Origin of the sequence: Corallococcus sicarius (assembly GCF_003611735.1) — a bacterium.
GTDB lineage: Bacteria > Myxococcota > Myxococcia > Myxococcales > Myxococcaceae > Corallococcus > Corallococcus sicarius.
This window is the reverse complement of the sequence record NZ_RAWG01000523.1, coordinates 1-3,928: the sequence shown is the minus strand read 5'-3', so window position 1 is coordinate 3,928 and position 3,928 is coordinate 1. Positions and strand designations below refer to the sequence as shown.

Genomic DNA, 3,928 nt, shown 5'->3' with positions numbered 1-3,928 from the left:
GGGCTTGCCACGGCGGGTGGGCGGCATCCCTGACCCATAGGGCACCCCCTCCCACCCCGCAAGCGCCAAGGACGGACCGTCCAGACAGCGGCTTGACAACCTGCGTCACCGGCCTTAGTTAGTCGTGTAACTAAATTAGTCGTCCGGCTAAACCGAAGGAGACGGGCCATGCGAGTCGAGTCCAGGCGGTCGATGCGGTGGGTGAAGGCGGCGGTGGCGGTGGGTGTGTCGTTGCTGTCGGTGCCGGCGCTGGCCCAGGACGTGGGCCGCGCGTCCACGGGGCAGGAGCAGCAGCGGCGCGGGGCGTTCCTGCTGGAGCTGACGCCGCCCGCGCTGGACGGGTCGATGTATGGGATTCGGGCGGAGGTGGCGCCGTCGCGCGACTCGCGGCTGGCGTTCGGTCTGCTGGGGCGCGCGGGTTCGTGGAACCGCTCACTGGGCGCGAAGGCGCGCTTCACCGGCGTGCAGGGTGGCGACGTGAAGCTGAACTTCGGCGTGGGCGTGGATGGCCGCTACACGCTGGCCTTCCTGGCGGACGGCACGGTGCGTCCGTTCCTGGGGCTGGCGGTGGGAATGGAGGAGTTCGTGGTGCGGGCCACCGTCGCGTCGCCCGTCACCAAGGACTACACGACGACGGCGTTCCTGGAGCCGTCGCTGGGCCTGATGTGGCGGCCGGGCTCCGGGCGCGTGGGCTTGTCCGCGCGCGCGGGTCCGGGCTTCACCTTCACCGACGTGCGCGAGCTCCAGGTGGGCACGGGCAACCTGGGCCTGCGGACCGTGTACCCCACGGCGTCGCTCGGCCTGCTCGTCGTCCTGTAGTCTCCCGGGGCATGAGCGCCCCCTTCGAGTCCTACCGCGCCGAGTTTCCCGTCCTCGGAGAGCAGCTCTACCTCAACCACGCGGGTGTGGCGCCCACCAGCCTGCGGGTGGCCTCCGCGGTGAAGGGGTGGATGGATGACCTGGTGAACCACGGCATCCTCCACGAGCGCGGCTGGGAGGCCCACTGCGAGCACGTGCGGAGGCTCGCCGCGCGCATCATCGGCGCGTCACCGGAGGAGGTGGCCTTCGTGCGCAACACCAGCCATGGACTGGGGCTGGTGGCCGAAGGGCTGGACTGGAAGCCCGGGGACGAGGTCGCCGTCGCCACGGGCATCGAGTACCCCTCCAATGTCTATCCCTGGCTGCACCTGAAGGACCGGGGCGTGGCGGTGCGTGAGATTGCCGCGCCGGACGGGGGCGTGACGCCGGAGGCGGTGTCGGCGGCGCTCACCCCGCGCACGCGACTGGTGGCGGTGTCGTCGGTGCAGTTCGCCAGCGGGCACCGCACGGACCTGGATGCGCTGGGCTTGCTGTGTGAGCGCGCGGGCGTGCTCCTGTGCGTGGACGGCATCCAGAGCGTGGGCTGCATCCCGGTGGACGTGAAGAAGAGCCGCGTGCACTTCCTCAGCGCGGACAGCCACAAGTGGATGCTGGGCATCTCCGGCATCGGGCTCTTGTACGTGGCGAAGGACGTGCTGCCGCGCGTACGGCCCGTGCTGGTGGGCTGGCGGAGCACCACCGACGCGTGGAACTTCCACCGCTCCCACTTCGAGCTGCGCCAGGACGCGGCCAAGTTCGAGGAGGGCAGCGCCGCGTACCCCGGCATCTACGCGCTGGGCGCCGCGCTGGAGCTGCTGCTGGAGGTGGGGATGGATGCCATTGGCGCGCGGATCGGCGACCGGGTGGCACGGCTGGACGCGGGGCTCCGCGACCTGGGCTGCGACGTGGGGCCCGGCCCGGAGGCGCGCGCGGGCATCCTCACCTTCCTGCCGCCGGGAGTGCCGGTGCGGGCCCTCAGCGCGTACCTGTCCGCGAAGAAGGTGATCCACTCCGTGCGGCGAGGGCGCATCCGCCTGTCGCCGCACTTCTACACCACCGACGAGGAACTGGACCGGCTGGTGGCGCTGGTGCGCGCCTACCAGCCCGGGTGAGGCGCGACTACTGCGCCGGGAAGAGGTTCTCCACGGAGAGGTAGCGCTCGCCGGTGTCGTAGCAGAAGGCGAGCACGCGGCTGCCGTCCGGCATCTCCGCGAGCTTCTGGTTCACCGCGGACAGCGACGCGCCGGAGGAGGGGCCCACGAAGATGCCCTCCTCGCGCGCGGAGCGACGGGCGAACTCGAAGGCGTCCTTCTCATCCACCTGGATGGTGCCGTCGAGCACCTCCGTGCGCAGGTTCTTCGGGATGAACCCCGCGCCGATGCCCTGGATGGGGTGCGGGCCCGGGGCGCCGCCGCTGATGACAGGGGACTTCACGGGCTCCACCGCGAACACCTTCAGCTTGGGCCACTTCGCCTTGAGGATCTCCGCGCACCCGGTGATGTGACCGCCGGTGCCCACGCCCGTGATGAGGTAGTCCAGCCCCTCCGGGAAGTCGTTCAGGATCTCCTGCGCGGTGGTGCGCTTGTGGACCTCGATGTTGGCCGCGTTCTCGAACTGCTGCGGCATCCACGCGTTGGGCGTCTGGGAGACCAGCTCCGTGGCGCGGGCGATGGCGCCCTTCATGCCCAGGGCACGCGGCGTCAGGTCGAAGGTGGCGCCGTAGGCGGCGAGCACGCGGCGGCGCTCGATGCTCATGGACTCCGGCATCACGAGGACCAGCTTGTAGCCCTTCACCGCGGCCACCATGGCCAGGCCGATGCCGGTGTTGCCGCTGGTGGGCTCGATGATGACGCTGTCCTTCTTGAGCAGGCCCTGCTTCTCCGCGTCCTCAATCATCGCCAGGCCGATGCGGTCCTTGATGCTGCCGCCCGGGTTGGCGCGCTCCAGCTTCAGGTGCACCGTGACGCGCGAGGGGTACAGCCGGTTGATGCGCACGTGCGGCGTGTTGCCAATGGTCTGCAGGATGCTGTCGACTTTCATGGCGTCTCCTGTGCGGGGAAGGTCACTGCGTGGGGTTGCTCAAATCTGGTAGTCGAGGACGTCCAGCCCCTCGCCGCCGTGGCGCGGACGCACCTCGCTGCGCCGGGTGACGACGGACTTCGCCGGCACGCTCTGCATCAGCCACGCGTTGCCGGCGATGATGCTGCCTTTGCCCACCACCGTCTCACCGCCGAGGATGGTGGCGTTGGCGTAGACCACCACGTCGTCCTCGATGGTCGGGTGGCGCTTCTTGTCGGCGAGGGCCTTCTCCACCATCAGCGCGCCCAGCGTGACGCCCTGGTAGAGCTTCACGTTGTCGCCAATCACCGTCGTCTCGCCAATGACGACGCCGGTGCCGTGGTCGATGACGAGCCTGCGGCCGATGGTGGCCCCCGGGTGGATGTCCACGCCGGTGCGCTGGTGGGCGTACTCGGTGAGCAGGCGTGGCAGCAGCGGGAAGCCCAACCGGTGCAGCGAGTGCGCCACCCGGTAGATGGCGATGGCGTAGAAGCCCGGGTAGGTGAGCACGACCTCATCCACGCTGCGCGCGGCGGGGTCGGCTTCGAACATGGCGCGCGCGTCCTGCTGGAGCCAGTCGTAGATGTCCGGCAGGCCCGCCATGAAGTGCGTGACCAGGCCCGTGTCCGTGACGGGGTAGTGCGGCGCGAGCAGCCCCTGGATGCGCTGGAGGTTCGCCTCCACCGCGGTGACGTCCCGGCGCACCGCCGCGGCGTTGCACTCCAGCCGCTCCGCGAAGTGCGGGAAGAGCAGGCCCAGCACCTGGGCGACGAACTCCGGCGCCGCCTTGCGCACGTCCGGGGGGAAGCAGTGGCGCTGTCGCGCCTCCAGCAGGGTGGCAACCAGTCGGGCGTTCGGATCATCCATGGGGCGTTGCGTCAGGATAGCGTGCCGGAAAGCCGTTTTCCTTTGTTTCCTCTGCGGGAACGGCTTGGGGGCTGGGGTTCAGGCGTGGATGCCGTGGGTGGGAAAACGTCGCGGCTGCCCGGTTGCCCGGGGGACGGGGCGCAGG

General features: G+C 70.1%; 4 protein-coding genes. 2 read left to right on the top strand and 2 right to left on the bottom strand.

What is annotated here, in order from left to right; genetic code table 11:
* Positions 1–168: 168 nt before the first annotated feature.
* Positions 169–819, top strand: a complete 651-nt coding sequence (locus D7X12_RS40050) for a hypothetical protein (protein WP_120630391.1) — start codon at positions 169–171, stop codon at positions 817–819.
* An 11-nt stretch (positions 820–830) separates the two neighbouring features.
* Positions 831–1,970 carry an aminotransferase class V-fold PLP-dependent enzyme gene (locus tag D7X12_RS40045; protein ID WP_120630390.1) on the top strand — a complete coding sequence of 380 codons (1,140 nt, stop codon included), beginning with the start codon at positions 831–833 and terminating at the stop codon, positions 1,968–1,970.
* A gap of 7 nt (positions 1,971–1,977) precedes the next feature.
* On the opposite strand, the gene cysK is transcribed toward D7X12_RS40045, so the two are convergent.
* Both cysK and epsC read right to left on the bottom strand, forming a co-directional pair.
* The gene (gene cysK, locus D7X12_RS40040; protein WP_120630389.1) at positions 1,978–2,898 is read right to left on the bottom strand and encodes a cysteine synthase A; all 921 of its coding nucleotides are present in this window, start codon (positions 2,896–2,898) and stop codon (positions 1,978–1,980) included.
* Positions 2,899–2,937: 39 nt separating this feature from the next.
* Positions 2,938–3,783: a serine O-acetyltransferase EpsC gene (gene epsC, locus D7X12_RS40035; RefSeq protein WP_120630388.1), complete on the bottom strand. Its 846-nt coding sequence runs from the start codon at positions 3,781–3,783 to the stop codon at positions 2,938–2,940.
* Between the last annotated feature and the right edge of the window lie 145 nt (positions 3,784–3,928).

Excerpts from the sequence above, each read along its gene's own strand:
- D7X12_RS40050 (WP_120630391.1), top strand. The coding sequence starts at position 169 with ATGCGAGTCGAGTCCAGGCGGTCGATGCGGTGGGTGAAGGCGGCGGTG.
- D7X12_RS40045 (WP_120630390.1), top strand. The coding sequence starts at position 831 with ATGAGCGCCCCCTTCGAGTCCTACCGCGCCGAGTTTCCCGTCCTCGGA.
- cysK (WP_120630389.1), bottom strand. The coding sequence starts at position 2,898 with ATGAAAGTCGACAGCATCCTGCAGACCATTGGCAACACGCCGCACGTG.
- epsC (WP_120630388.1), bottom strand. The coding sequence starts at position 3,783 with ATGGATGATCCGAACGCCCGACTGGTTGCCACCCTGCTGGAGGCGCGA.